This is a genomic window from Streptomyces yerevanensis (assembly GCF_000716805.1).
Taxonomy (GTDB): Bacteria; Actinomycetota; Actinomycetes; order Streptomycetales; family Streptomycetaceae; genus Streptomyces; species Streptomyces flaveus.
Genome location: NZ_JNWJ01000013.1, coordinates 1 through 26,772 on the forward strand (window position 1 = coordinate 1; position 26,772 = coordinate 26,772).

The window sequence follows — 26,772 nt, forward strand, 5'->3', positions numbered from 1 at the left end:
GGAGGGGGCGTGGGCCGGTGCGTCGTATGCCCGTCGCTTAGGTCCGGTCTCGGAGGACCAGGGCCGTGTACCGGGCCAGGGTCGTATGCCCGCCCTGCGGCGGGCTGACGCACCGGCCCACGACCCCGCACCCCCCACCCACCCCAGGGGCGCGGGGAACTGCGCGACCAGCCACCCACACACCCGCACCCGAAAACGAACCCAACCGCCTAGCCGACGGCAGTCTCCTCCGCCTCGTTCGGGTCCTGGGCCGTCTCCTCGGCCGCCTCCTCGCGTGGCGAGGGAACCTCCGAGGACAGGCGCGACTCCATGCGCAGGCGGCGCTCGTCAGCCGCCGTGCACAGCGCGGAGATCGCGGCGTTGAAGCGGGCCAACGACGGCGGGTCCGAGGGCCCCAGCAGGTGCTCCTTCAGCTCGGCGCGAGCCACCGTGAAGCGGTCCTTCTCCGGGTGGCGTACCGACTCCAAAAGCTCCGGGACGCCGTCCGCCGAGGGCGTGAGGATGACGCCCGCGGACACCGTGGGGAAGCCGGTCCGGAAGGCCTCCTCCGGCATCCCGGACGTGTTGGCGACCGCGTACGGCTTCTCGCTCGAGAGCCAGTCGGAGACAACCGACGACACATCGCTGATCAGCAGGTCCGCCTGGTTGAAGCAGGCGAAGATCGCGGGACGCGCGTCCGTGATGATCTGGTGCTCCCACTCCGGGAAGGACGCCCAGTACGCCTTGTCCCAGGCCAGCGTGGCCTCGGCGATCGCCGCCTCACGGTCACCCCGCGGCGTCCCCTGGAGCAGCATGCGCTCCATCTCGTCCGCACCAGGCCGGAAGGCCGTCTTCGTCAGCTGGTCCAACTCGGCGGCGCGGCGCACCAGTTCGGCCGCGGCCTCCGCGTCCGGCCGGGCACCCGACCGCTTGGCGTTGGCCTCGCGGATCATTGCCTTGATGCGCTCGTTCGCCGCTCCCGCACGCGGATCGACGGAACCCGTCATCGGGTGCGGCTTGTAGAGGAGCCGTACCCCGTCGTCTGCGAGCAGCTGCCGCACGATGTTCTCGCCGGCCAGCACCACCGAGGTGTTGCCGGGGTTCCCGTCCCAGCCCTCCCAGGTGGGCGCGTACAGCACGGTCGTGTACGGACCGGTCGGCGGACCCGCGTACGGCCGGATGGGCGCGAGCTGCGGGCGGCCCACCTCCACGATGTCCTTGTCCTCGACGCCGACCTCCGCCAGCGCGTAGCGCTCGCGGGCCGCGGGTCCCGCCACCCATACCTCGTCGTACGCCTTCGCGTACGGGTTGACGGAGGACAGCTTGTCGCTCTCTCCGTGATTGATGAAGGCGTGCTTGATGGTGGGGATGCGCAGCACCTGCGAGGTCTTCGCGGCGTTGGCCGGGTGCAGCATCATCTTCAGCGTCGAGTTCTCCAGCGAGAACATCGTCGTGACCTTCGGGAAGCAGATGATCGGTACGTCCGTCGCGTCGATCTTCTGCACCATGAACCGCTCACGCAGCACGATCAGCGGCCTCGCGTCGATCGAGGAGAGCGTGGAGAGCCACATGTTCGCCTGGTAGGCGGAGGTCGTACCGCCCGAGAAGTACATGCCGACCGTCGGCCGGTAGTCGGCCAGCCACTTGTCCACCCACTGCATGACCTTCTGCTCGTTCTTGGCGCGCTTCTTGGGGAGCAGCCAGGTGGCGAGGTACGCCGTGCCGCCGCCGACCAGCGCGAGGGCGACGCCGACACCGATACCGCCCCAGTACCCGTCCGCGGTGGCCGCCGTGATCAGCAGGCCGACCGTCGTCGGGATGGAGAAGGTCAGCAGCCGGTGGCTCTGACGGCGGGCCAGGATGCGCGGCGGCGCGGCGGTCAGGTGCAGCGCGGACGCGTCGATGTTGCGGGTGACGATCGGCAGCGTACGAGTGCGGCGGACCAGGACCGCGGCGGCCTGGCAGGCGAAGTGCAGGGCGTAGAAGGCGCATACGGCGACCAGCAGCGGCGCGTGCTCGCTCGACGGGTCGATGCCGTCGATCCGCAGAAGCCCCACCATGACCAGCATGTCGCGCAGCAACTGACGGACCGTGACATCGAAGCGGACCTTGCCCAGCAGCGTGAGCAGCCCGGGACTGCGGTACTGCAGATATACGTCGAGGGCGAGGCCCCCCGCGCTCGCGGCGATGAGCACCGGGACGTTCGGCAGCAGCGCTGAGACGATCTGGGCCGTGAAGAGCACGAACATCGACAGCAGCGCGGCAAGCTGCGTGGTGCGGCGGGGGTTGAGGCCTGCGGAAGGCACGGGCTGAGCTCCTGCGAAGGGATACGGCGGATGAGGGGAAGCAACGGGTTCGGTCGGCCGAACACTACGAGGCCGATCCCTGACCGTATGACCTGGGCGGCCCGCCAAGCAATCTTCCGAAGGAGCTATCGCTGGATATCGGATGAAACCACGGTGAACTTATGGGGCGCATGTCACGCGTACGCACCGCGCCCGGCACGCGCCCGCCGGATACCCGCCGCACGTCCGCCCCTCGAAACGCGGCGGCACCCCCTGCCCGTAATCCCGTAGATTGCACGGACGGGGCTGGTCGGAACATTGGGGAAGAGCGTGTCAGCGGCAGGGCAGGCGAGGGCGGGGCAAGCGGTGAGGAACGGCGTGGCGGAGGCCCGCAGGGTCGTCGTCAAGGTGGGTTCCTCCTCCCTGACCACCGCGTCGGGAGGCCTCGACGCGGACCGCGTGGACGCCTTGGTCGACGTACTCGCGAAATGCCGCAGTGGAGGAGAGAAGGAGATCATCCTCGTCTCCTCCGGTGCCATCGCCGCCGGTCTCGCTCCGCTGGGCCTGCGTCGCCGCCCCAAGGACCTGGCCCGCCAGCAGGCCGCCGCCAGCGTCGGACAGGGCCTGCTCGTCGCCCGCTACAACGCCTCCTTCGCGCGCTACGGCGTCCGCGTCGGCCAGGTCCTGCTCACCAGCGACGACATGAGCCGCCGCGCCCACCACCGCAACGCCCAGCGCACCCTCGACAAGCTCCTGGCCATGGGCGCCCTGCCCGTCGTCAACGAGAACGACACGGTCGCCACCGACGAGATCCGCTTCGGCGACAACGACCGGCTCGCCGCCCTGGTGGCCCATCTCGTACGCGCCGATCTGCTGGTCCTCCTCTCCGACGTGGACGGCGTCTACGACGGCGACCCCAGCAGGCCCGGTACGTCGCGGATCGCGGAGGTACACGCTCCGGCGGACCTCGCGCACGTCGAGATCGGCAGCGCGGGCCGGGCCGGCGTCGGCACCGGCGGCATGGTCACCAAGATCGAGGCGGCCCGGATCGCGGCGGCGGCCGGCATCCCGGTCGTCCTCACCTCCGCCGTGCACGCCTCCGACGCCCTCGCGGGACGGGACACCGGTACGCACTTCCACGCCACAGGGCGCCGCTCCGCCGACCGTCTCCTCTGGCTCCAGCACGCGTCCACCCCGCAGGGCGCGCTCACGCTCGACGACGGGGCGGTGCGCGCGGTCGTCGAGCGCCGTAAGTCGCTGCTGCCCGCGGGTATCGCGGCGGTCGAGGGCGAGTTCACCGCGGGCGACCCCGTCGAGCTGCGCGACGGCACGGGCCGGGCGGTGGCGCGCGGGCTCGTCAACTTCGACGCCAAGGAGATCCCGCAGCTGCTCGGCCGCTCCACCCGCGAGCTGGCCCGCGAGCTTGGTCCCGCGTACGAACGCGAGGTCGTACACAGGGACGATCTGGTGCTGCTGCACGCGTAAACGGCTGAAAGGGACAGCCTCCGCAGGGCCACGTTCGGCAAAACCGCCCCACGAAGCCGCCCCGCCTGCTCAACTTTGATTCAAGGAGCCCCCGGGATCCAGTGATGCAGCAACCCATGGCGAACCCATTGCGTAAAGGAGGCCGTCGTGAGACGAGTACGCCCCGGGGCGGCGTCCCGCGGTGGTGGCACCTCCCGCGCGGCCGGTGAGGAGCGGACCCTCACCAGCGTCGCGGCCGGAGACACGTACGAGGCCGAGGAACCGAAGGACCTGCCGCGCCTTTGGCACGTCACGCTGAGCGTCTCGGGCGACGAGGCCCCGCTGAACGACGTGCGGCGATCGCTCGAACAGCTCGCCCACGACCACCCCTTTCTGCTGACCAGCCGGTACGCCGGCGACCACGCGGAGATCCGCTACTGGGAAGAGGCCCGCGACCTGCACGACGCCGCGGCCGTCGCGCTGCGCCTGTGGGGCGAACACCGGCAGACCGCGAAACTCCCGCCCTGGGAGATCGTCGGCCTGGAGGTCATCGACCGCGAGACCTACCACCAGCGCATCGCCGAGGGCTACGGCCCACAGCCCGCGACGCCAGTGGGCGTACACCCGTTCTAGTGCGCCTAAACCGGCGCCGCGCCCCCCTTTGCGCCTAAACCGGCGCCGCTCTCGCGGACCTGGTTGATCGCCGTCGTGGTTCCTCAATTGATGGTTGCGGTGCGTGGGGGGGCGTTTTCGGTCCTGTCTCGGGTTATGGAACGAGCGCTGGACGGCCCTGCGGCGAGCATTACGCTTCCTCCATGACCACGCTCTCGCCGTACGACTCGATGTCCCCGGTCACCCAGGCCGCCTACCGCGCCAAGTCCGCCGCCGCCGACCTCGCTCCGCTGCCGCGGGCCGAGAAGGACGACGCGCTGCTCGCGATCGCGGACGCCCTGGAGGTCCGTACGAGCGAAATCGTCGAGGCCAACGCCAAGGACGTCGAGCGCGCCCGTGAGGCCGGCACCAGCGAGTCCATCGTCGACCGGCTCACGCTCACGCCCGAGCGGATCCGCGCCATCGCCTCCGACGTACGCGACGTGGTGGCGCTGCCCGACCCGGTCGGCGAGGTCGTCCGAGGCTCCACGCTCCCGAACGGCATCGACCTGCGCCAGGTCCGCGTACCGCTCGGCGTCGTCGGGATCATCTACGAAGCCCGCCCGAACGTCACGGTCGACGCCGCCGCGCTCTGCCTGAAGTCCGGCAACGCGGTACTGCTGCGCGGCTCGTCCTCCGCGTACGAGTCCAACACCGCCCTCGTACGCGTCCTGCGCGACGCCGTCGGCGGCTCGGGACTGCCCGCCGACGCCGTACAACTCGTACCGGGCGAAAGCCGCGAATCCGTACAGGAGTTGATGCGCGCCCGCGGCCTCGTCGACGTACTCATCCCGCGCGGCGGCGCCTCCCTGATCCGTACCGTCGTGCAGGAGTCCATCGTCCCGGTCATCGAGACCGGCACCGGCAACTGCCACGTGTACGTGGACGCGCACGCCGACCTCGACATGGCGATCGAGATCCTGATCAACTCCAAGGCGCAGCGGCCGAGCGTGTGCAACGCCGCCGAGACGCTCCTCGTGCACCAGGACATCGCCTCCGAGTTCCTGCCGCGCGCCCTGGACGCCCTCGCCGAGGCCGGGGTCACCGTGCACGCCGACGAGCGGGTGCTGGCGTACGCCAAGGGCTCCAAGGCCACCGTCGTCGAGGCCACCACCGACGACTGGGACACCGAGTACCTCTCGTACGACATCGCCGCCGCCGTCGTCGACTCGCTGGACAAGGCCGTGGGGCACATCCGGCTGTGGAGTTCCGGCCACACCGAGGCCATCGTCACCACCTCCCAGCCGGCCGCCCGCCGCTTCACCCAACTGGTCGATTCCACGACGGTCGCCGTGAACGCGTCCACGCGCTTCACGGACGGCGGCCAGTTCGGCTTCGGCGCCGAGATCGGCATCTCCACGCAGAAGCTGCACGCGCGGGGTCCGATGGGGCTGCCGGAGCTGACGAGCACGAAGTACATCGTCACGGGCGACGGGCACATCCGGCGCTGAGCAGGCCCCTCGGCCGGGTCTCGAAGAAGCTGTCTCGCCAGGTGGATGAATTTCCGTACCGTCTGCCCAAATTGAACCCCCAGGTCTACTCTGGGTCTGTGCCGGAGGACGTGGGGGGCACGCCGTTTCCTGACGGCTGGGAGCCCGACGACGACCGCGACCGCGGAGGCTCGGACGAAGAGTTCGCCTCCGTGGTCTTCGACGAGGCCTTCGTGCGGGCGGCCAGGGTTCATGAGCCGACCGCCGTCGAACGCCTCCTTGCCGCCGCGCAGGCCCGCGCGGAGGCCTCCGAGGCCGAGGCGCGCCGGGGGCGCACCCACCGTGCGCGCGGTGATGACGAGCGGTACGAAGACGGGTGGGGGCCCGACGGGCGCCACGATTTCGGCCATGATCCGGACCTGGACGATCTCGACGACCGTGACGCCCTCGACGGTCGCTACGGCCACTCGGGGATGTACGGAAAGCAGGCCCGCTGGCACCGCCCCGTCGCCTGGATGCTCGCTCTCCTGATGGGCATCGGCATGGTCGCGCTCGCCTTCACGGCGGTCTACCGGGGTGCTTCATCGGGCCGCCAGCCCCAGATTTCGCCGCCCGCCTCGACGGGCGTGGAACAAGGCAGCGGAACGCGCCCCTCGGCTTCGGCCGACTTCTCCCAGCCACCCGTCCCGGCGGAACCGCGTACGCCGTGAACTTGACGTGTACGGCAGCGTTTACGTGAGGTCCCAGAGACCTACTCTGAAAGTATGGGCGGGCTAGGAGACCCACCGGAGGGGACACCCGACGGCGCTCCCGGTGGTGGTGAGGAAGAGTATCGATCCGTCGTCTTCGACGAGTCGTTCGTTCGAGCTGCCCGTCTCCAGGAGTTCTCCGCGCAGGAGCGGATCGCCGACCACACCCCGGCCGTACGCCGCCGCCCGCCGATGCGTCGCGGCCTGTCCCGGCAGGCACTGATCCTCGTCCTGTTGATCGCTGTCGCCTTCGGCACGGCGATCTACATGGGTGTACGTCACCCGTATCAGACGCCCGCCGCGAAGCCGCCCGAGCCGCTGCGGATGACGGTCATCCCCCTGGCGCCGCAGGGCGCGGTGCCGGGCGCCGCCGACACCGGGCTGCTGTACGCGCGCAGCCCGGCCGATCAGTTCCGTATCGGCGCCGACGGGATCACGATGCCCGCCTCCCGGCGCACGGCGCATTTCTCGGACAGCCAGGTCGTCACCGCGCTCACCACGGCGAAGGACTACCTCGTCGAGTCGGCGCTCGACCCGGACGTGCTCACCGGCGGCGCCACCCGGCCCGTACGGATCCTGCTCGATCCGCAGCAGCTCGACCAGTTCGACCAGAGCTTCGACCGTCCGACCGCGGACGGGCGGCACGCGCCCACCGGCTGGCTGGTCCGCTTCGACCCCACCCACGCCCAGCTGGCCGACCCCAGGATCCGGGTGCAGGGCACGCTGCAGGCCGCCGAGACCGACTCCGACACCCTTGAGGTGACGGCCGACCACACCTTCGTCTACGCGCTGCGGCCGACGGGTTCGGACGACGGCGCCAAGGCCTCGCTGTTCACCGTCCGGCGCGAGCTGCATTTCCGGTTCGACCGCGACGATCTGCGGATGCACCAGGCCGAGCTGGTCGTCTCGTACGTCCAGGCAGGGCCGCTCGCCTGCGCCGAGGACGCGACGAGCCGGCTGCGCCCGCTGCTCGCGGGGCAGACGGCCAAGGCGGGCGGACCGGCCGGCACCGACCCGTATGCGACGGGCAGTGCCACGGCGCTGTGCGGGTCGCTGTCGGCCAGTGCGCAGCCCAGGGTGTGATCAGCAGTCGGTCTTGTCGGTATCAGCTGCTGCCGTTGGGGCTCTCGTCGTCGGGACGGTCGTCCTGCGGACGGTCCTTGGGGGAGCCGCTCGAGCCGCCCGTGCTGCTCGCGAAGCCCCCGAACCCGCGCCGTACCCGGCCGCCGATGTCGCCCGCGCCGCCCGCGATGTCCGTGACCAGCTTCATCAGCGGGTCCTTGGAGCTGCGCACATGGGTGGCGTAGGCGGAGGCCGACTCGCGGAAGGAGTCCGTGACCTTGGTGTCGCGGTCCTCGTCGCGGCGCGGGTAGTGGCCGTCCATGATCCGCTGGTATTCGCGGGACTCGGCCCACTTCTTCAGCTCGGCGGCGCGCACCGTGGTGAAGGGGTGGGAGCGGGGGAGGACGTTGAGGATCTTGAGGACGGAGTCGCGGAGATCGCCCCCGGCCTCGTACTCCTCGGCCTGGGCGAGGAACGCGTCCACGTTCATCTCGTGCAGGTGGTTGCCGCCCGCGATCTTCATCAGGCCGCGCATCGAGGCCTGCAGATCCTGGCCGACCAGGAGGCCCGCGCGGTCCGAGGACAGCTCCGACTTGCGGAACCACTCGCGCAGGGCCGTCACGATCGCCATGATCGCGAGGTTGCCGAGCGGGATCCAGGCCACCTTCAGCGCGAGGCTCGTGAGGAACAGCAGGATGGTGCGGTACACCGAGTGGCCGGACAGCGCGTGGCCGACCTCGTGGCCGATGACGGCCCGCATCTCCTCCTCGTCGAGCAGCTCGACCAGTCCGGTGGTGACGACGATGATCGGCTCGTCCATGCCGATGCACATCGCGTTCGGCTGGGGGTTCTGGCTCACGTACATCGGCGGGACCTTCTCCAGGTCCAGGATGTAACAGGCGTCCCGCAGCATGTCGTTCAGGTGCGCGAACTGGGCGTCCGAGACCCGTACGGAATCGGACAGGAACAGCAGCCTCAGGCTGCGCTCCGGGAGCAGTCCGCTGAGCGCCTTGAACACCGTGTCGAAGCCGCTGAGCTTGCGCAGGGCGACCAGGGCCGAGCGGTCCGCGGGGTGTTCGTACGCCCGGGAGGAGATCCCCTCGAAGCGCCTGCGCTGCCTGCTCGGTACGTTCTCGTGGCTTTCTTCTGGCATGTGGTCCCCCATGCGTCTGTTGCCTCCTGTGCCCCCAAGGCGGGGTACAGCCTAGGCGGATATACCGTGGACGTGCAGTACAGCGAAGGAGTCGCACGTCATGGAGCACCACCCCCAAGCCTGGCTCGCCGAGGCAGCGAGCGCCGCGCAGCAGCAGGGACCCGGGAATCTGCTCCGTGTCGTGCTCATAGTGATGGTCGTCGGCTGCGTTTTGGTTGCCTGGTTCCTGCTGCGTGGCTACAAGCGGGACGACTGAGACCCGGCCGAAGTTCCCGGTAGCGGAATCCGGCGTGATGGGGTCGGCGTGTCGGAGTCGGCGTGATGGGATCGGCGTGACGGAGCCGACGTGATCCGGGCGGCGGCGCCCGCTTACGATGGCCATACGTCTGTATCCCGCATCCCGCCCACACCGGATAGGTTCTGCCGAAGATGAGCTTCCACAGCACCGCTGCCCAGTTGGTCCACCTCGCCGCCGAGGGCGAGGAGCACGGCGGCGGCCACGAGAGCCTCAGCCCCTACCTGACCGGCGGCGGCGCGCTCTTCGTCCTCCTTCTGCTGCTGTGGATCACCACCCGCTTCAACCGGGACCGCTGACGTCCGCGGGGCGGGGCTCAGGGACCGGGCCGGTAAGGTCTGCACGCATGGGAGAGCAGGACATGCCAAACGGTCCGGTGAGGGGCCAGGGCAACAGCCCGGCCCCCGGCCCGTCGAACCCGGGCAAGCGCCGCCTCGGCGTCATGGGCGGAACGTATGACCCGATTCACCACGGCCACCTCGTCGCGGCCAGTGAGGTCGCCGCGCAGTTCCACCTCGACGAGGTGGTGTTCGTGCCGACCGGACAGCCGTGGCAGAAGACCGACCGCAAGGTCTCCCCGGCCGAGGACCGCTATCTGATGACGGTCATCGCGACCGCCGAGAACCCGCAGTTCTCGGTGAGCCGTATCGACATCGACCGCGGCGGCCCGACGTACACCACGGACACGCTGCGCGATCTGCGCGCGCTCAACCCCGACACGGATCTCTTCTTCATCACCGGCGCCGACGCGCTCGCCCAGATCCTCACCTGGCGCGATGCCGAAGAGCTGTTCTCCCTCGCGCACTTCATCGGGGTCACCCGGCCCGGCCACGCGCTGACGGACCCGGGACTCCCGGAAGGCGGTGTCTCGCTCGTCGAGGTCCCCGCGCTCGCCATCTCGTCCACGGACTGCCGAGCGAGGGTCGCCAAGGGTGACCCGGTCTGGTATCTGGTGCCGGACGGTGTGGTGCGCTACATCGACAAGCGTGAGCTGTACCGCGGCGAGTGAGGCGAGTGAGCCGAGAGGGGCACCGGTGAACGACCGATACGACGCTGGGTACGGGGGCGACCAGAGTTACCAAGGTGATCAGAGTTACGAACTCGTCGGATACGACGAATTCGGCCAGCCGGTGTACCGGCAGGTGCCACCGCCTTCCCAGCCGCCGCAGGGGTACGACACCTACGGCTCGCAGCAGCAGGGGTACGGGTACGACCCGTACCCGAACGGGCAGCAGCAGGCGCCGTCGTACGACACCGGCAACGGCCATCAGCAGCCCGGCGCCTCGTACGGGTCATACGGCTCGCAGGGCTCGTACGACCCGTACGGCGCGACTGCCCAGGGGCCCGCTCCGACCACTCCGGCTTCGTACGACCCCTACGGGCAGCCCGCGGGCAGCGGTCAGCAGCCGCGCGTCGCCGAGCAGACCGCCTACATCCCGCAGCAGGCGGGGCCCCCGGAGCGCACGGCGGCCGAGGAGCCGGCGGACGGGCAGCAGGGCGAACGGGACTACCGCACCGAGCAGTTCACCTTCGTCGAGGAGCCGACCGACGACTCCGAAGACGTCATCGACTGGCTGAAGTTCACCGAGAACCGCACCGAGCGGCGCGAGGAGGCCCGCCGCCGGGCCCGCGGTCGCGTCGTCGCCCTGGTCGTGGTGTTCGCCCTGGTCGCCGCCGGCGGTGTCGGCTACCTCTGGTACGCGGGGAAGCTGCCCGGCACGTCGTCGGATGCGAAGACCGGCACCGCGACGGCTGCGGGCGCCCAGAACCGCGACGTGATAGTCGTCCACCTGCACAACACCAAGGGCGGCGGCACCTCGACCGCGCTGCTCGTCAACAACACCACCACCAAGCAGGGAACCACCGTCCTGGTCCCCAACTCCCTTTCCGTGTCGGACGACAACGGCACCACGACCACGCTCGCCAAGTCCGTGGACGACGACGGCACCTCCGGGACGCGCGACGCGATCGACACCGTGCTCGGCACGGACATCGAGGGCACCTGGCGCCTCGACACCCCCTACCTCAGCAACCTCGTCGACCTCGTCGGCAACATCGACATCGACACCAACGCGGCCGTGCCGGACCCCGACGCCAAGAGGAAGGGCGAAGCACCCCTGGTCAACAAGGGCGAGGGCCAGACGCTCAGCGGAAAGATGGCCATCGCGTACGCCACCTACCGTGGCTCCGGGGAGTCACAGAGCGCGCAGCTGCAGCGGTTCGGGCAGGTCATGCAGGGCGTGCTGCGCAAGGTGTCGTCGGATCCGCAGGCCGCGACGACCACCGTGCAGACGCTCGCGCAGATCATCGAGCCCCCCTTGACCGACAAGGACCTGGGCACCTTCCTCGCCAAGCTCGCGGACCACGCCAAGGGCGGCGACTACAAGTCCGTGCTGCTGCCGGTCCAGTCGGACGGCAGGCTGAGTACGAAGGCGAGCGACAGCGTGGTCAAGGACGTACTCGGCGGGGCCGCGAAGAGCCCCGAGAAGGACGCAGCCGTCCAGGTCGGCATCCGCAACGCCACCGGCAAGGAGGACGCCACCGAGCAGGCCCGCGTCGTCCTGCTCAACGGCGGCTACGCCTTCGTCGACGCCGGCAAGGCCGATGCCGCCCAGACGGTGTCTCGGATCACCTACGCCGACGCCGCGCAGAAGGCGGACGCGGTGGAGGTCGCCAAGACGCTGGGGCTGCCGGCCAGTTCCGTGAAGAAGGGCAAGGGCGCCTCGAACGCGGAGGTGTCGGTGGTGCTCGGGCAGGACTACGAAGTGGGCGGCTCGGCGGGTCAGTGAGGGCGGGCGGCTCGACGGACTAATCCGTGAGGTGCTGTCGGCGGTCCGTGAGACCCTTGGGGTATCCCCTCGGGGAGACCTGACCGCCGACGGAAAGCCTTGGTAGTGACCGCCACTGACCGCTCTCTCGAGCTCATCACCGCCGCCGCGCAAGCGGCCGCCGACAAGCTCGCGCACGACATCATCGCGTACGACGTCAGCGACGTGCTGTCGATCACGGACGCCTTCCTGCTGGCCTCCGCGCCCAACGACCGCCAGGTCAAGTCGATCGTCGACGAGATCGAGGAGCGGCTCAACAAGGAACTCGACACCAAGCCGGTGCGCCGCGAAGGCGACCGCGAGGCCCGCTGGGTGCTGCTCGACTACGTCGACATCGTGGTGCACGTCCAGCACAGCGAGGAGCGCGTCTTCTACGCCCTGGAGCGGCTCTGGAAGGACTGCCCGGAGCTCGAGCTGCCCGCCGACGCCAAGGCCACCCGCGGCAAGGCCGCCGAGCACGCCAAGCACCAGGAGGCTCAGGACGCCGGACTGGACGGTGAGCTGCGTTGAGCGCGGGAGCGGAGGCCTCGGCGGACGGCAGGCCGCTGTCCGAGACCGGGCAGAAGGCCGGCCGAGGCCGCCGGGTCATCCTGTGGCGCCACGGACAGACCTCGTGGAACGTGGAGCGCCGCTTCCAGGGCACGACCGACGTCGAGCTCACCGAGATCGGTATCGAGCAGGCCCGCCGCGCCGCCCGGCTGCTCGCCTCCCTGAAGCCCGCCGCGATCGTCGCCTCGGACCTGAAGCGGGCGGCCCACACGGCGGGCGAACTGGCCGCCCTCACCGCCCTGGACGTGACCCACGACGAGGGCCTGCGCGAGACGTACGCGGGTGTCTGGCAGGGGCTGACGCACGAGGAGATCATCGCGCGCTACGGCGACGAGTACGCGGCGTGGAAGCGCGGTGAGCCGGTGCGCCGTGGTGGTGGCGAACTGGAGACCGAGGTCGCCGAACGAGCCGCCCCCGTGGTGCTCCGGCACGCGGAGAAGCTCCCCGACGACGGCACGCTCGTGGTGGTCAGCCACGGCGGCACCATCCGCACCACCATCGGCCGCCTCCTCGGCCTCGACTCCCACCACTGGGAAAGCCTCGGCGGTCTCTCCAACTGTTGCTGGTCCGTCCTGGGCGAGGGCGCCCGCGGCTGGCGCCTGCTGGAGCACAACGCGGGCACGCTGCCGGAGCCGGTCCTGGGAGACGACGACTGACCCCGTCAGACGGCGACTGGCACGGAGATCATCGACGGTGGGCCTCGGCTCCAGGTGTCCGTGGACCCGTGCCCGTGGACCCATGGACCCGGATTTCACTTTCCGGCAGGCCGCAGGATAAAGTTCCTCTTGTTCAGCCCGCCCCGGCGGGTGAACGCGAGGGGCTATAGCTCAGTTGGTAGAGCACCTGCATGGCATGCAGGGGGTCAGGAGTTCAAATCTCCTTAGCTCCACCCAAGCGCTCCGGCGCGAGGATCCCGTTCCCCACAGGGGAGCGGGATTTTTCGTTGTCGATCAGCACAGTCTTCTTGAACCGGCTTGAGTCACTTGGGCCCCGGAGGCGTATACCTCTTCAGAGGCGCTCCTCGTGTGTACGTTCGCGCTGTCCGTGACAGGTGTCGCGGGTGCCGTGGCCGGACTGGTACGAAGGCGTCGCTGACCGTATTGGTCCGGCCGTGGCAGAATCAAACGGCCGGAAGGGGGCGCGGCCCGACGGGAGGAGTGGCGATGCCTGCGAGCATCCTCGAGGAGGTCGACGACCTCCTCGACGCAGAGGTGATACGGGACCGGATCACCCGCCTCGACTGCCCTTCCTGTGGTTCGGCCCACGTCGCCCTGGTTCTCGGCGACAACGGCGGGGTTTCCTACGTGTGCACGGCCTGCGGCCACAGCTGGAGCTGATCGATGGGTGCACACAGGCGGAAGTGCGATTGGTGCGGCAGTGGTACGCCCATCGTCCGCGACATGGAACCGGTCAACCACGACTACCAGTACTGGTGCGAGGAATGCGCGCGGGCGCTGATCATAAAAGGCGACCCGATCGAGACGTACCGCGAGCTGGAGGGCGAGCCGATCTACGGCCGGCTTCTCGACGAGCACTGCACGCTCAAGCGGTTCTATTCGTTCGCCACGGCCTGAACAGGGCGCGGTCCGGGCTCGGTCCGGGCCCTGCGCCGACCCTGTGTCGGCCCGCTGCGTGCGCCCCGTAAACGATTTGGTGGTGCACCGGTAGGACCGTGTAATGTTGGCGTCGCCGCGCGGGCGACCGGGCGGACCAGGCAAGGGGCTATAGCTCAGTTGGTAGAGCACCTGCATGGCATGCAGGGGGTCAGGAGTTCAAATCTCCTTAGCTCCACAGCAGATGAAGAGATCAGAAGAGGGCGGGCCATCCGATCGGATGGCCCGCCCTCTTCTGTGCGTACTGCCTCGTGCGTCGTTACGTCGCGTTCAGCGGCCGCTGCCGAGCGCGCGGCGGCCACGGCCCTGGCCGCGCTGCGACAGGACGGGCAGGTTGTTGCGGGCCGGGCCCCCGGAGTTGTCTTCCTCGATGCGCAGCGCGAGCGCCGGGCAGCGGCGTACGGCGCGCATGGCCTTCTGCTCGGCGTAGCGCGGCACCTGCGCCTGGGCGACGGTCGGGAACCCGTCTGCGCCCAGTTCGAAGACCTCCGGGAGGATGTCGGCGCACAGGCCGTGGCCCCGGCACAGCGTCCAGTCGACGTAGATCTTCTGCCGGCTGGGGCCCGCCTCCAACTGCCCCTGGCCGCCCGGGATTCCGGTCGGGACGCCGCCGCCCTCGAAGAGCGGCAGTACGCCCTCCACGGGCCTGCCGCAGCCGTTGCCGAGGACGTGCGCGGCCAGGTCGTCGGTGAACGCCTTGAGGGTCGACTCGAGGAACATCGCGGAGCCGTCCGGGTGCGAGCACGCACCACGTCGCTTCACGGCGTGGGCGACCTGTTTCACCGCTTCCAGGGCGGCGGGGCCGCCGCCGTTGAGGATGTCCTCCATGCCCCGTGCCGCGGCGGGCAGACCGAGGTAGCAGGGACCGCACTGTCCCGCGCTCTCCTCGGCCAGCCACTGCGCCACGCGCAGCGACTCGCCCAGCGGGCAGGTCTCCTGGCTGATCGGGAGGATGGCGCCCGCGCCGAGCGAACCGCCCACCGCGGCAAGGGAGTCACGCGAGACGATCGCCTCGTTGACCGTGGCCGCGTCGATCCACTTGCCGTGGTAGCCGCCGGTCAGCACGCCCTGCGGGACCGGCGGGGCGCCGGCGAGCTGGAGGACGTACCGCAGCGGCACCCCGGTGGGCATCTCGATCACCATGGGACGGGCGACGGCGCCGGAGACGGTGACCATGACGGTGCCGGGCTCGTCGTACAGGCCGGTGTTGCCGTAGCGCTCGGAGCCGATGCGGGCGGCGATCGCCAGCTGCGCGAACGTCTCGGCGTTGGACAGCAGCGTGGGAGCACCGCCGACGCCGGTCTGCGAGGCGCTGACCTTGCGGCCGGGCGGGATCGCAGGCCCGCCGTCGATGGAGCGGATCAGCGAGGCGGCGGCTCCGGTCACCATCCGCACCGGATTGCGCTGCACACGTGCGCGGAGGACAGAGCCGCGCCGGTTGTTCAGGCCCCGCTCGGCGAGTGCGGCCTCCATGGACTGCTGGGTGGACTCGCGGGTCACACCGACCACGAGGGTGCGGGCACCGAGTGCCTCCGCGACCAGCAGGGCGCCGTCGAGGATGAGGTGTGGAGCACGGTTGATCAGCACCGTGTCCTTGCGGCAGGCCGGCTCGTCCTCACTGCCGTTGACGACGACCACGGGCCGGACGCCACGCTTGATCGCCGACTCGGCGACCGACCGCAGCTTCTTGTGGAAGGGGAAGCCCGCGCCGCCGCGGCCCTTCAGGGATATGCGCTCGGCGAGTTGCGCGAGCTGTTCTCCGCCCATCGGCTCGAGCGGACCGTGCACCTTGAGGTGCATGTCCAGATCGAGTCTTTCGACCAGGTCGAAACCCGAGGTGAGCTGGGGAAGTCCGACCACACGGACCTCGGGGACATCGGGGAGAGCGGCGTTCACTAAAAGCCTCCGGAAGGCGCGTTCCAGGGTTCGCCGGAGCTGGGTGCGTCGTAAGCACCGGGCAGCGTTTCAGTGGCGGGACCGCTGTCGTACGTGTCATTCGGGTTGTACGTACCAAGGGGGTCGTTCGACTCACCGGTGCCGTAGAAATCATTGTTTCCGTACGGCGAGGGGGTGCCGGGAGTCACGTAGGGCATGTTGCCCGTGTCGTAGACCGGGCCGTTGTACGTGGTGGGTGCCTCGGAGGGGCGCGGCGGGGCCTCGTACAGCGGCGGGGACGGGGCCGGCCAGCGCGGGGCGTTGTCGTCGACGCGAGGGATCGCCTCCGTGGGCTGCATGTCCGTCGGGAGCCCCTGCATGCGCTGCGGCTCGGGCTGGCCGAGGGGGTCCTGGATGCGCGGGATGCTGCCGGTGTTGGACACGGCGCGGTAGGCGGCCGAGAAGCCGCCGGTGTCGGTGAGCGGGTTGGACCCGGTGTCCGTGAACGCGGCGCGCTGGCCGGTGTCGTACAGCGAGGCGCCCGCCCCCGTGTCCGTGAACGCGGCGCGCTGGCCGGTGTCGTACAGCGAGGCGCCCACCCCCGTGTCCGTGAGAGCGGCGCGCTGGCCGGTGTCGTACAGCGAGGCGTTCGACGGGGGACCTGTCCGCTGCCGGGGCACCTTCCCCTCCGGGAAGCCCGGACGTGAACCGGCGCCGCCCGTCTGCCGGGCCTCGGCCGCGGTACGACGCCCCGGGGGCTCCGCGCGTAGTCCGCCGTTGTTGTTGCCGATCAGTTCCCGGATGCGCTGGGCGACCTTGCGCCTGAACGGCGGCGGGGACGCCCGCAGGGCCAGCGCCCCGCCGACCGCCACCAGGCTCAGGACGTAAAGGATCACGAAGACCGGTTTCGCCTGGCGGCCGGCGAACAGGCCGTGGACCAGCGCGAAGCACCAGGCCGGGTAGGCCAGGCTGTGCATCATGCGCCAGCGGGACGCGACGGGTGCCGAGGCCGCGAAGCGATTGCGCAGGATGCCGGTGATGGCCACGAAGATCATCATCAGGCTGGCCAGGGTGCCCAGACCGATGAGGAAGGCCCTGCCCAGCATCTCGTCGTTCGAGCCGACGAGTCCGAACGGGATGATCGCGGCGATCCACGAGGTGTGGTCCAGCGCGAGCTTGGTCCCGATGTGCACGAAGAGGAACACGACCGCGGCGACCGCGGTGGTCCGGTGCACCGCCTGCGCCAGCATCCGCTGGCGGGCGTCGAGGAAGATCCTGTCCTGGGCGACGAGCCCCCAGATCACCGAGGCGCTGAGGCAGACGAGGGACAGGACGCCTGTACCGAAGTCGAGGAACGCGGCGAACGAGTCATCCACCGTGCTGTCGTCCGTCACGACCTGCCTCCCAACATCACGACGAAGGGTATGAGCGACAACGCGGCCGCGGTGATCCCACCGCGGGCCGAGCAGCCCGGTCGGGGAACCGGGCTGTTACTGCGTCGAGTGTTCATGGGGGGTGTCTCCCAAACAGTTCGGGGAAGCGGTCCCGATGCCGCACTCTAGGCCGAGACATACCGAGGGGTACGAGGTTTGAGTTATTGCGCTGTTATCAAAGGGTCCTGAGGGAGTTGCGATGTCCCTTAGATTCCCTTACGCCGAGTAACCCTTGACCTTTGTTCAGCTTTGGGTGCCGCAACAAGAGTGTGGCACGCCGTGTCATGTGCCCCCGAAATCTCCGTCGCGGCCCACTCGGCGGCTGCGGTACCCTGACGCCATGCGTGCCGTACGCCTTCTGCTTAGCGAGCCGCGCTGACCCGTACCGGCCCTCGACGAATTCGTGGCCGGACTCAGCGCGGCGACCCCTCCTGTGCGAGGGGCTTTTTCATTTCCCAAGCCGCTGGCAGAGACGATCGATGGAGCTTTGAGGATCATGAGCGAGACGAACCCCGCCGCTGCCTCCGAGGTGGTGGCGCCGCACCGCTACACGGCCGCCATGGCCAACGAGATCGAGGCACGCTGGCAGGACTTCTGGGAGGCGAACGCCACTTACGCGGCGCCGAACCCCACCGGCGACCTGGCCGCTGACCCCGCCCTGGTGGCCAAGCCCAAGAAGTTCATCATGGACATGTTCCCGTACCCCTCCGGTGCGGGCCTGCACGTCGGCCACCCCCTGGGCTACATCGCCACCGATGTGTACGCCCGGTACCAGCGCATGACCGGCCACAACGTCCTGCACACCCTGGGCTTCGACGCCTTCGGCCTGCCCGCCGAGCAGTACGCCGTGCAGACCGGCACACACCCGCGCGCGTCCACCGAAGCCAACATGAAGAACATGCAGGTGCAGCTGCGCCGGCTGGGCCTGGGTCACGACAACCGCCGCTCGTTCGCGACGATCGACCCGGACTACTACAAGTGGACCCAGTGGATCTTCCTGCAGATCTTCAACTCCTGGTACGACGACGAGGCGAAGAAGGCCCGCCCGATCGCCGAGCTGGTCGACCGGTTCGCGAGTGGCGAGCGAGCGGTGCCCGGTGGGCGTTCCTGGAACGAGCTGACGGCCACCGAGCGCGCCGACGTCCTGAGCGGGTTCCGGCTGGCGTACGCCTCCGACGCGCCCGTCAACTGGTGCCCCGGCCTGGGCACCGTACTGGCGAACGAGGAGGTGACCGCGGACGGCCGCTCCGAGCGCGGCAACTTCCCCGTCTTCAAGGCCAAGCTGCGCCAGTGGAACATGCGCATCACCGCGTACGCCGACCGGCTGCTGGACGACCTGGAGGAGCTGGACTGGCCCGAGGCCATCAAGCTGCAGCAGCGCAACTGGATCGGCCGCTCCGAGGGCGCCCGCGTCGACTTCCCGATCGACGGCGAGAACATCACGGTCTTCACCACGCGCCAGGACACCCTGTTCGGCGCGACCTACATGGTGCTGGCCCCCGAGCACCCGCTGGTCGAGAAGTTCACGCCCCAGGAATGGCCCGAGGGCACGCACGAGGTGTGGACCGGCGGCCACGCGACCCCGGCCGAGGCCGTCGCCGCCTACCGCGCGCAGGCCGCCTCCAAGTCCGACGTCGAGCGGCAGGCCGAGGCCAAGGACAAGACCGGCGTCTTCACCGGCTCGTACGCCACCAACCCGGTCAGCGGCGAACAGGTGCCCGTCTTCATCGCCGACTACGTACTGATGGGCTACGGCACCGGCGCGATCATGGCCGTCCCGGCGCACGACACACGCGACTTCGCGTTCGCGCGCGCCTTCGAGCTGCCGATCCGCTGCGTGGTCGAGCCCAACGACGACCGGGGCACGGACCCGTCTACCTGGGACGACGCGTTCGTCTCGTACGACGCGAAGATCGTGAACTCCTCCGGTGAAGACGTCTCCCTGGACGGCCTGGGCGTCGTCGAGGCCAAGGCCCGCATCACCGAGTGGCTGGAGCGCAGGGGCATCGGCGAGGGCACCGTCAACTTCCGCCTGCGCGACTGGCTGTTCAGCCGCCAGCGCTACTGGGGCGAGCCCTTCCCGATCGTCTACGACGAGGAGGGCATCGCCCACCCGCTGCCCGAGTCGATGCTGCCCCTGGAGCTGCCGGAGGTCGAGGACTACTCGCCGCGCACCTTCGACCCGGACGACGCGAACACCGAGCCGGAGACCCCGCTGTCCCGCAACCAGGACTGGGTGAACGTCACCCTGGACCTGGGCGACGGCCGCGGCCCGCGCAAGTACCGCCGCGAGACCAACACCATGCCCAACTGGGCCGGTTCCTGCTGGTACGAGCTGCGTTACCTGGACCCGCACAACAGCGAGAAGCTGGTCGACCCGGAGAACGAGCGCTACTGGATGGGCCCGCGCGACGGCATGCCGCACGGCGGCGTCGACCTGTACGTGGGCGGCGCGGAGCATGCTGTGCTGCACCTGCTGTACGCGCGCTTCTGGTCCAAGGTCCTGTACGACCTGGGGCACGTCTCGTCGGCCGAGCCGTTCCACAAGCTGTACAACCAGGGCATGATCCAGGCCTTCGTCTACCGCGACAGCCGGGGCATCGCGGTGCCCGCCGTCGATGTGGAGGAGCGCGACGGCGCGTACTACTACGAGGGCGAGAAGGTCACCCGGCTGCTGGGCAAGATGGGCAAGTCCCTGAAGAACGCGGTCACTCCGGACGAGATCAGTGCCGAGTACGGGGCGGACACGCTGCGTCTGTACGAGATGGCGATGGGCCCCCTGGACGTGTCGCGGCCGTGGGACACGCGCGCGGTGGTGGGCCAGTTCCGGCTGCTGCAGCGGCTGTGGCGCAACGTCGTGGACGAGGCCACCGGCGCGGTGACGGTGGTGGACAGCGAGCCGGACGAGGCCACGCTGCGTGCCCTGCACAAGGCGATCGACGGCGTACGCCAGGACCTGGAGGGCCTGCGCTTCAACACCGCCATCGCCAAGGTCACCGAGCTGAACAATCACCTGACGAAGACGGGGGGCCCGGTCGCGCGTACGGTCGCCGAGTCCCTGGTGCTGCTGGTCGCGCCGCTGGCCCCGCACATCGCCGAGGAACTGTGGCGCAAGCTGGGGCACACCGACTCGGTCGTCCACCAGGACTTCCCGGTGGCCGACCCGGCGTATGTCGTGGACGAGACCGTGACCTGTGTCGTGCAGGTCAAGGGCAAGGTCAAGGCGCGCCTGGAGGTGTCCCCGTCGATCTCCGACGAGGAGCTGGAGAAGGCGGCGCTGGGTGACGACAAGGTCGTGGCGGCGCTGGACGGCGCGGGGATCCGCAAGGTGATCGTGCGGGCGCCGAAGCTGGTGAACATCGTTCCTGCGTAACGCGGGTCGGGGTAGTCCCCTACGGGCAGGTTGGGGGTTCCGCTGGAACCCTCGGCCTGCCTTTTCCGTTTACCGTGGAAGAGCCCGCAGGCACTTCAAGCAGGACCTGGAAGCAGTACCGGCAAGCAGGACCCGAGAGGAACTTCGTCATGGAAGCCGTGGCAGCAATCGTGGCGCTGATCTTCGTGCTGTTCGTGGTCCTGGGGACGTATGCGACGGTGAAGGCGGTCGGCGCCGCCAAGCGTGGAGTGGACCGTACCGTCGCCCAGGCCCGCCGCACGGTGGAGGACTCCACACTCAGGGCGAAGACCCTCGCACAGCCGGGAGCGTTCGGTGAGCTCGCCCAACTGCGGCTCTCCTTGCGGACGTCGATGCGTGCCACCCAGGACGCGCTGCACGCGGGCGTGGGCGAGGACGAGTCACTGAAGGAGTCCCTGGCCCTCTTCCAGCGACTCAGCGCACACGGCCACGAACTGGACGCCGACATGAAGCGACTGGAGCGCGAGCCGAACAGGGCCCACCTCGTCGAACAGCTGCCCAAGCTGCGGGAGCGTACGGAGCAGATCACGAAGTCGGCCGACGCCCTGCGGTCGGCGGCGCGCGACCGGGCCCGGCGGTTCGCGGGCGACGACTTGGACTCACTGAGCCAGCAGATAGACATGGAGGCGGGCGCGTTGCGGCACTGGACGAAGGAGCCGGCGCCCTCCCCCACGCTCGGCTCCGCTCGCGCGGGGGGACCCCCATCGCCGCCGCCCCCGTGGCCGGAGGCACCGGCCGCCGCGGGCGACCAGCAGACCTGGCCGGACACGGCGCCATCGCGCACCGCCGAGGAGGCCGCCGCGGAGGAGCCCACGCCCACCCGGCCCGCCATCACCCCGCCGGCAGCGCGGCCTACCTACCCCTGGGAGAAGAAACGCCGTCCGGAGAGCACGACTTGAGCCGGGAGCGCGAGGTGATCCGGCCGATTCGGCAGCGGCAGGCGCCTAAGCGGCCTTGGCAAAGTCCGGTGCGGTACCGCGCCCCTTCAGGGGCGCGGGGCTGTGACATATGCGGCTCCGCCGCGTGGGCGCGACCAGCCACCGACGGCCCGCAGTTCCCTCACCGCATTTCCAGCGGAGCGCTTAGTGCCGGGCTGCCGTCCGCGGGTTCCTGCGGGTAATCTCCAGATCATGTCCCGCCATGTCGCGATCGTCACCGATTCAACGGCCTACCTGCCGCCGCGGACGATGGAGCGCCACGGCATCACCGCGGTGCCCTTGACCGTGGTTCTGGGCGACCGGGCGCTCGAGGACGGCACCGAGATCTCGGCACGCTCGCTGGTCCAGGCACTGCAGAAGCGACGCCCCGTCACCACGTCCCGGCCCAGCCCCGAGGTCTTCGCCGAGACCTACCGCAAGGTCGCCGAGTCGGGCGCCACCGGCATCGTCTCGCTGCATCTGTCCGCCGAGTTCTCGGGTACGTACGACGCGGCGGTCCTCGCCTCGCGCGAGGCTCCGGTGCCCGTACGGGTCGTGGACACGGGCATGGTCGCCATGGCTCTCGGCTTCTGCGCCCTGGCCGCGGCCGAGTCCGCGGAGGCGGACGGCACGATCGACGAGGCGGTGACCGCGGCGGAGAAGCGGGCCGCCGGCACGTCCGCGTACTTCTACGTCGACACGCTGGACTATCTGCGCCGGGGCGGCCGGATCGGGGCGGCGCAGGCCCTGTTCGGGTCCGCGCTGGCGGTGAAACCGCTGCTGGAGCTCGACGGCGGCCGGATCGAACTGCTGGAGAAGGTGCGGACCGCGTCGAGGGCGATTGCCCGCCTCGAGGAGATCGTGGCCGGTCGGGCGGGGAGCGCCCAGGTAGACATCGCGGTCCATCATCTCGCCGCGCCTGAGCGGGCGTCGGCGCTTGCGGAGCGGTTGCGGGCGCGGGTGCCGGGGTTGGCCGATCTGCATGTGAGCGAGGTCGGTGCGGTCATCGGGGCGCATACCGGGCCCGGGTTGCTGGGGGCTGTGGTCTCGCCTCGGTGAGTTTTCACGGTGGTCGGTGAAGTTTTTCACTGTGATGTATCTCGCAAAGTATGTGGTTTGTGTGGAGGAGTCGTGTGTTGGGTGCGCGGGTGCTTCGCCGGGCTTCGTGCTGGGCGCCCCGTCAGGCGCCTCGTGTGGGTGACGGAGTTATCCACAACTGGGTGGTAATCCACGGGAATTGAGCAAGATCATCGCGAGGGTGCTGGCGTGCCCGATTCTCGTCGCATGGCACTTCGATCACCTTCACGGACAACGACCGCTACCAGTGGCCCGGGCCGCGGCCCCGTCTCCGACGGCCGCATCCGGCACCGCCGCCGCCCTTACCGAAGCAGGGCCCGCCGCCACCAGGCCTCGGCGGAGGCGCTCCGCCTGCGCGCGGAGGCGATCTTCGCCGAACGGGCGGGAGAGCGGCGGGGGTTGGGGCATGGGCCACCGCCCGACGGTGGTCCGAGGGCGCGTGTGGCCCATCGCGACCGGGCAGTTGGCGGCGACGCGGTTGGGGCCGTCGGCGCCGAGGCAGACAGGCACGGGGGCGGGGCGGCCGGCGCTCCGGCCGGAGCTGAAGCCGTGTGGCGGGAGCGGGTTGGGCTTGCTGTGCGGGAGCGGATGCCGTTGTGGCTGCAGTCGAGATGCGGGCTGGAGCGGAAGAGCGTGGTCGCGCTCTCGGCGGTGCTCGTGGTGGCCGCCGTCTTCGCCGGTCAGCACTTCTGGTCGGGCCGGACCCAGCCCGTGCGTCCACCGGAGGTGGTGCGGGCGGCACCCCCGGCTCCGCATGAGGAAGCGGCGGTGGCACCCGGATCCTCAACAGCCGCGCGGGACCCTGTGGGTGCGGCCGGCACCGCGATCGTGGTGGACGTCAGCGGCAAGGTGCGCGAACCCGGTATCCACCGGCTGCCGGCCGGTTCCCGGGTCGCGGATGCGCTGCGGGCCGCCGGAGGAGTGCGCCCGGGCACGGACACCGTGGGGCTGAACCGCGCCCGGCTTCTTGTGGACGGTGAGCAGGTGGTGGTCGGTGCTCCGCCTGTCGGGGCGGGAGTTGGCGTGACCGGAGGCACGGGCGCCGCTGGAGCTGCCGGTGCCTCGGGCGCTGTGGGTCCCGGGGGAGCCGCCGGTGCGGCCGCTCCGGTCGCCCTCAATACGGCCACCCTTGAGCAGCTCGACACATTGCCGGGCGTCGGCCCGGTGCTGGCCCAGCACATCATCGACTACCGCACGCAGCACGGCGGTTTCCGCTCGGTCGACGAACTCCGGGAAGTGAACGGCATTGGTGAACGTCGTTTCGCCGATCTGCAGAATCTCGTACGACCATGAACGGGCCGGAGGTTCAAGAGCCCAGCCGCGCCGTGCCCGATTCCGGCGTGCGCGACCGCCCGGCCGTGCACGCCGCCTCCGGGAACCCGCGCGGTGCCGCGTGTCCTCGTCAAGAGGGGCCGACCGACCTGCGGTTGGTGCCGCCCGCCCTGGCGGCATGGGCGACGGCGGCACTGACGCTGGGCGCGTCAGCGGGCTGGACCATCGGTGTGGTGGTCGTCTGCCTGGTCGCGGCAGGCGCGTTACTGGTCACGGGCCGGAGGCACCGGAGGCGCAGTCGCGGTGAGCCGGAACCCGCGCGCGGTGAGCCGGAGCGCACACATGGCGAGGCGGAGCCCACGCGCGGCGAGCCGGAGCCCAACCGCGCGCGGCGGCCCCTGTGGCGTACCTGGCCGAAGGCCTCCGTCGCCGCCGTGCTGCTCTGCGTGGCCGCAGCGGCTGCCTCCGGCGGGCTGCACGGGGCGGACCTGCGCCGTGGCCCCGTACCTGAGTTGGCGCGCCAGTACGCCGAGGTGACCGCCGACGTGGAGGTCACCTCGGACCCCCGGCTCACCCGCCCGCGGATCAGGGGAGCCCACGCCGTCCCGACCGCCGTGCTGCTCAACGCCGAGGTCCGCCGTATCGAGCAGCCGGACGGGACGGTGACCGCGACGCGGACACCAGTACTGGTGATCGTGTCGCCGGGTTCGGAATCCGCGGTGTCCGGCGACAGTTCAGGGGCGGGACCGGAATCCGGCGCCCCTTCCGGGAAGGCGCACGGCTCGCCCTGGCTCTCCCTCCTGCCCTCCACGAAGGTGCGCGTGGCGGCGCGGGTCGTGCCTGAGTTGGGGGATGGAGGGCGGGTCGCAGCCGTGTTGCGGGTGCAGGGCAGTGGGCCGCCGCAGGTGGTGGAGGAGCCGTCGGGGGCGCAGCGGTTCGCGGGGGAGTTGCGCGGTGGGCTGCGTGCGGCGACCGAGGGGCTGGAGCCGGATGCGCGGGCGTTGCTGCCGGGACTGGTGGTGGGGGACACCTCGCGGATCACGCCGGAGCTGGACGAGGCGTTCAAGGCGACTGATCTCACTCACCTTCTGGCCGTCAGCGGGGCCAATTTCACGATCTTGCTCGCTCTGCTCATCGGACCGCCGGGTCGTGCACAGCACGTCGAGCGCAGAGGCCTCGCCCCCAGACTCGGCATCCCGCTGCGGGCGACCGCCGTACTCGGTGGCACGCTCTCGCTCGGCTTCGTCATCGTGTGCAGGCCGGACCCGAGTGTGCTGCGGGCCGCGGCCTGCGGATCGATCGCGTTGCTGGCCATCGCCACCGGCCGCCGCAGGTCGCTGATTCCGGCGCTGGCCACGGCGGTCCTGCTGCTGGTGCTGTACGACCCCTGGTTGTCCCGGAGTTACGGCTTCCTGCTCTCCGTACTCGCGACCGGCGCCCTGCTCACCCTGGCCCCGAGGTGGAGCGCCGCACTCCAGAGGCGGCGGGTCCCACCGCGGCTCGCCGAGGCGTTGGCCGCGGCGGGCGCGGCGCAGGCCGTGTGCGCGCCCGTTGTCGTCGTCCTCTCGGCTCGGGTGAGCCTGGTGGCGGTGCCGTGCAATCTGCTCGCGGAGTTCGCGGTCGCGCCCGCCACGGTGCTGGGCTTCGCGACGCTGGCCACGGCCCTGTGGGCGATGCCGGTCGCCAAGGCGCTGGCGTGGTGCGCGAGTTGGCCGGCAGGCTGGATCGCGGACATCGCCCGCACCGGAGCCGCCCTGCCCGGCGCCGGCGTGGACTGGCCGGACAACTGGCCGGGCGCGCTGCTGCTCGCCTGCGTGACCGTGCTGCTCGTACTCATCGGCCGGAGACTCCTGAGGCACCCCTGGCTGAGCGGTGCCTGCGCGATGCTGCTCCTGCTGGTGCTGGTGCAGCCGGCGCCGCTCACCCGGGTGATCACGGGGTGGCCGCCACCGGGCTGGCGGTTCGCGATGTGCGACGTGGGACAGGGCGACGCGATGGTGCTCGCGGCGGGCGACGGCGCCGGTGTGGTGGTCGACGCGGGACCCGACCCGGTCCTCATCGACCGATGCCTGCGCACGCTGGGCATCACCCGGATCCCCCTCGTCGTGCTGACCCACTTCCACGCGGACCATGTGGCGGGGCTGGCGGGCGTGCTGCGCGGGCGTTCGGTGGGCGCGATCGAGGCGACGGGCTTCGAAGAGCCGCTGGACCAGGCGGAGTTCGTGCACCGGCAGGCGGCGGCCCGACGTATCCCGGTGACCCGGGCGGTGGCGGGGGAGCGGCGGCGTACGGGGGCGCTCGACTGGCGGGTGCTGTGGCCGCCGCCGCGTCCGGCCCCGACTCCGGAGGGCCCGAACGATGCCAGCGTCACCCTGTTCGTACGGTCGGCCGGGCTGACCCTGCTCCTGCTCGGTGACCTCGAACCGCCCGCCCAGCAGGCCTTGTTGAGATCCCCGGCCGACGCCGAACTGGGAGGCGTGGACGTCCTCAAGGTCGCCCATCACGGCTCGGCCTACCAGGACCCGGAGCTCATACGCCGGGCGGCACCACGCCTGGCGCTCATTTCATGCGGTGCGGACAACCCGTACGGACATCCGGCACCGAGCACGGTGGCGGCGCTGCGTACCGGGGGTGCCACGGTGCTGCGTACGGACGAGGACGGGGCGATGGCCGTCGCCGGAGAGGGGGACCGCCTGTGGGTGGCGGGCGTCTGAGGCCCCGGTGGTCT

General features: G+C 70.4%; 22 protein-coding genes and 2 tRNA genes. 20 read left to right on the forward strand and 4 right to left on the reverse strand.

Annotated features, from left to right (window positions below; genetic code table 11):
* Positions 1-209 precede the first annotated feature (209 nt).
* A complete protein-coding gene (locus OP79_RS15535) occupies positions 210-2,285 on the reverse strand; it encodes a hypothetical protein (RefSeq protein ID WP_033320801.1) in 2,076 nt (691 codons plus the stop codon).
* A gap of 357 nt (positions 2,286-2,642) precedes the next feature.
* Between OP79_RS15535 and proB the strand changes: the two genes are divergently transcribed.
* From proB to OP79_RS15560, 5 genes are all read left to right on the forward strand, one after another.
* A complete protein-coding gene (gene proB, locus OP79_RS15540) occupies positions 2,643-3,749 on the forward strand; it encodes a glutamate 5-kinase (RefSeq protein ID WP_033320802.1) in 1,107 nt (368 codons plus the stop codon).
* 147 nt (positions 3,750-3,896) lie between these two features.
* Positions 3,897-4,361, forward strand: coding sequence for a hypothetical protein (locus OP79_RS15545; protein WP_033320803.1), 465 nt, complete (start codon positions 3,897-3,899; stop codon positions 4,359-4,361).
* 182 nt (positions 4,362-4,543) lie between these two features.
* Positions 4,544-5,830 (forward strand): glutamate-5-semialdehyde dehydrogenase, encoded by a 1,287-nt coding sequence (locus OP79_RS15550; protein ID WP_033320804.1) that lies wholly within the window; start codon positions 4,544-4,546, stop codon positions 5,828-5,830.
* Positions 5,831-5,928: 98 nt separating this feature from the next.
* Positions 5,929-6,519 carry an SCO2584 family spore wall biosynthesis protein gene (locus OP79_RS15555; RefSeq protein ID WP_033320805.1) on the forward strand — a complete coding sequence of 197 codons (591 nt, stop codon included), beginning with the start codon at positions 5,929-5,931 and terminating at the stop codon, positions 6,517-6,519.
* Between the two features lie 54 nt (positions 6,520-6,573).
* Positions 6,574-7,641 (forward strand): SCO2583 family membrane protein, encoded by a 1,068-nt coding sequence (locus tag OP79_RS15560; RefSeq protein ID WP_033320806.1) that lies wholly within the window; start codon positions 6,574-6,576, stop codon positions 7,639-7,641.
* A gap of 22 nt (positions 7,642-7,663) precedes the next feature.
* Here OP79_RS15560 and OP79_RS15565 read toward each other — a convergent pair whose 3' ends face one another.
* Positions 7,664-8,773, reverse strand: a complete 1,110-nt coding sequence (locus OP79_RS15565; RefSeq protein ID WP_373302143.1) for a M48 family metallopeptidase — start codon at positions 8,771-8,773, stop codon at positions 7,664-7,666.
* Positions 8,774-8,873: 100 nt separating this feature from the next.
* Here OP79_RS15565 and OP79_RS55995 point away from each other — a divergent pair, with 100 nt between their 5' ends.
* The 10 genes from OP79_RS55995 to OP79_RS15610 all read left to right on the forward strand — a co-directional run bounded on the left by OP79_RS55995 (position 8,874) and on the right by OP79_RS15610 (position 14,236).
* Positions 8,874-9,029, forward strand: a complete 156-nt coding sequence (locus tag OP79_RS55995) for a hypothetical protein (protein WP_033320808.1) — start codon at positions 8,874-8,876, stop codon at positions 9,027-9,029.
* Positions 9,030-9,202: 173 nt separating this feature from the next.
* Positions 9,203-9,367, forward strand: a complete 165-nt coding sequence (locus OP79_RS56000) for a hypothetical protein (RefSeq protein ID WP_033320809.1) — start codon at positions 9,203-9,205, stop codon at positions 9,365-9,367.
* A 47-nt stretch (positions 9,368-9,414) separates the two neighbouring features.
* Positions 9,415-10,077, forward strand: coding sequence for a nicotinate-nucleotide adenylyltransferase (nadD, locus tag OP79_RS15580; RefSeq protein ID WP_033320810.1), 663 nt, complete (start codon positions 9,415-9,417; stop codon positions 10,075-10,077).
* Between the two features lie 25 nt (positions 10,078-10,102).
* Complete coding sequence (locus OP79_RS15585; protein WP_033320811.1) at positions 10,103-11,857, forward strand: LCP family protein; 1,755 nt, start codon at positions 10,103-10,105, stop codon at positions 11,855-11,857.
* Positions 11,858-11,962: 105 nt separating this feature from the next.
* Positions 11,963-12,406, forward strand: coding sequence for a ribosome silencing factor (gene rsfS, locus OP79_RS15590; protein ID WP_033320812.1), 444 nt, complete (start codon positions 11,963-11,965; stop codon positions 12,404-12,406).
* The gene (locus tag OP79_RS15595; RefSeq protein WP_373302142.1) at positions 12,403-13,101 is read left to right on the forward strand and encodes a histidine phosphatase family protein; all 699 of its coding nucleotides are present in this window, start codon (positions 12,403-12,405) and stop codon (positions 13,099-13,101) included. The genes rsfS and OP79_RS15595 overlap by 4 nt, the downstream gene beginning before the upstream one ends.
* Positions 13,102-13,261: 160 nt before the next feature.
* A tRNA-Ala gene (locus OP79_RS15600) sits at positions 13,262-13,334 on the forward strand.
* 274 nt (positions 13,335-13,608) lie between these two features.
* Positions 13,609-13,782 (forward strand): hypothetical protein, encoded by a 174-nt coding sequence (locus tag OP79_RS53910; RefSeq protein WP_106972398.1) that lies wholly within the window; start codon positions 13,609-13,611, stop codon positions 13,780-13,782.
* Between the two features lie 3 nt (positions 13,783-13,785).
* Complete coding sequence (locus OP79_RS15605; protein WP_010986886.1) at positions 13,786-14,019, forward strand: hypothetical protein; 234 nt, start codon at positions 13,786-13,788, stop codon at positions 14,017-14,019.
* A gap of 144 nt (positions 14,020-14,163) precedes the next feature.
* Positions 14,164-14,236, forward strand: a tRNA-Ala gene (locus OP79_RS15610).
* A gap of 92 nt (positions 14,237-14,328) precedes the next feature.
* On the opposite strand, the gene OP79_RS15615 is transcribed toward OP79_RS15610, so the two are convergent.
* Entirely contained in the window at positions 14,329-15,954 is a 1,626-nt protein-coding gene (locus tag OP79_RS15615; RefSeq protein ID WP_033320813.1) for an NADH-quinone oxidoreductase subunit NuoF family protein, read from the reverse strand.
* A complete protein-coding gene (locus tag OP79_RS15620; RefSeq protein WP_033320814.1) occupies positions 15,954-17,327 on the reverse strand; it encodes a ferric reductase-like transmembrane domain-containing protein in 1,374 nt (457 codons plus the stop codon). The genes OP79_RS15615 and OP79_RS15620 overlap by 1 nt, the downstream gene beginning before the upstream one ends.
* A gap of 535 nt (positions 17,328-17,862) precedes the next feature.
* Here OP79_RS15620 and leuS point away from each other — a divergent pair.
* The 5 genes from leuS to OP79_RS15645 all read left to right on the forward strand — a co-directional run bounded on the left by leuS (position 17,863) and on the right by OP79_RS15645 (position 26,758).
* Positions 17,863-20,739: a leucine--tRNA ligase gene (gene leuS / locus OP79_RS15625; RefSeq protein ID WP_033320815.1), complete on the forward strand. Its 2,877-nt coding sequence runs from the start codon at positions 17,863-17,865 to the stop codon at positions 20,737-20,739.
* Between the two features lie 149 nt (positions 20,740-20,888).
* Positions 20,889-21,677, forward strand: coding sequence for a hypothetical protein (locus OP79_RS15630; RefSeq protein WP_033320816.1), 789 nt, complete (start codon positions 20,889-20,891; stop codon positions 21,675-21,677).
* Positions 21,678-21,908: 231 nt separating this feature from the next.
* Positions 21,909-22,754, forward strand: coding sequence for a DegV family protein (locus tag OP79_RS15635; RefSeq protein ID WP_033320817.1), 846 nt, complete (start codon positions 21,909-21,911; stop codon positions 22,752-22,754).
* Between the two features lie 225 nt (positions 22,755-22,979).
* Positions 22,980-24,065, forward strand: a complete 1,086-nt coding sequence (locus OP79_RS51015; RefSeq protein ID WP_033320818.1) for a ComEA family DNA-binding protein — start codon at positions 22,980-22,982, stop codon at positions 24,063-24,065.
* Entirely contained in the window at positions 24,062-26,758 is a 2,697-nt protein-coding gene (locus OP79_RS15645; protein ID WP_211270802.1) for a ComEC/Rec2 family competence protein, read from the forward strand. The genes OP79_RS51015 and OP79_RS15645 overlap by 4 nt, the downstream gene beginning before the upstream one ends.
* The last annotated feature ends 14 nt before the right edge of the window (positions 26,759-26,772 follow it).